The sequence below is a fragment of the Vibrio sp. Vb0304 genome (assembly GCF_033338995.1).
Classification (GTDB): Bacteria; Pseudomonadota; Gammaproteobacteria; order Enterobacterales; family Vibrionaceae; genus Vibrio; species Vibrio alginolyticus.
The window spans coordinates 1-1,029 of the sequence record NZ_JAWOTT010000374.1 but is presented as its reverse complement, the minus strand read 5'-3'; the positions used below and the strand labels follow the sequence as shown (position 1 = coordinate 1,029).

At 46.7% G+C, this 1,029-nt stretch carries 1 protein-coding gene; it reads right to left on the bottom strand.

The annotated features are described in order from the left end of the window. Positions 1-271 precede the first annotated feature (271 nt). Positions 272-1,029, bottom strand: a 758-nt coding sequence (locus R7P35_RS26355; RefSeq protein WP_318093450.1) for an endonuclease/exonuclease/phosphatase family protein, incomplete at its 5' end; no start/stop codon positions are given.

The window sequence follows — 1,029 nt, the reverse complement described above, 5'->3', positions numbered from 1 at the left end:
GTTTCCAACTGCTGCGGATACACGTAATAACGGTTATAACCAAAGTATGCGCACATAAGTAATAAAACGAGTGCAAATGAGGTTGTTCTTGTCATGCAAGCTGCCTCTTGTTGTTATAAAAACTCTGCTTCGTTAATTCAGTATAGGAAGCGAGCAAAGTTTAGGTTATAGAACTTGCTCAAATAACAGAGGATCGTCAGAGACAGTCAATTCTATGACAAGCTCAGCACAGGTTTTACTTATGAAACATGACAAATTCTAAGAGCTTGAACTATGGAATATGCACACCGATCTGGGTTGTCACCATGCGGTGATCTGAGCCTTGTGGTAAAGCAGAGGATTCACGAGCGCAGATGATTCGCTGTCCTTGCTCAGATTTTAGCCACAAATGATCAATGCCTATCATCATCGGCTCTGGCACGTTGATGCCTTTGATGTTAGTTGGCCAGCTCGTCACTGGCGCGGTTTGAAAACTCGGGAATAGCGCAGAAAAACGAGGGCTAACCGAGGAGAGATTGAAATCCCCCACAACCAACACCTCTGGCTCGGGATAAAGCGCGGTCAGAGTTTCTATGGTTCGCACCAGCGCATTTCTTTGATGCCAAAGCTCGCTGGTTCTTGGTGATGGCGGATGAGCCGCAAACAAAGTGATCGGTGCTTGACCTTTAGGCAACCAAACCGCTCTGATGACTTCTTGTCCATTTGGCGCACGATAAACCGAAACCTCCGTGATCGGGTGTCGGCTAAGAATCATCAAATTTGATGGGTACCCTACGTCACGTTGGCCACCATAATAATGCGGATAGACATCATCCAACATGTGCAAGAGGCTGCCAACACGCGGCGTCAGCTCTTGCATCACCACCAAATCAGCAGGATGCCTCAATAGATAGTTGATGAACTGATTGATGTCTGAGTTTTCGTAAAAAAGATTGAATTGAATGACGCTCAAAGACTGCGAGCAAGACGCCACATGGCTGCGCTGCGGCGGAACAAGGAGCGAGACAAACAAAATAGCGACAAAGGCAG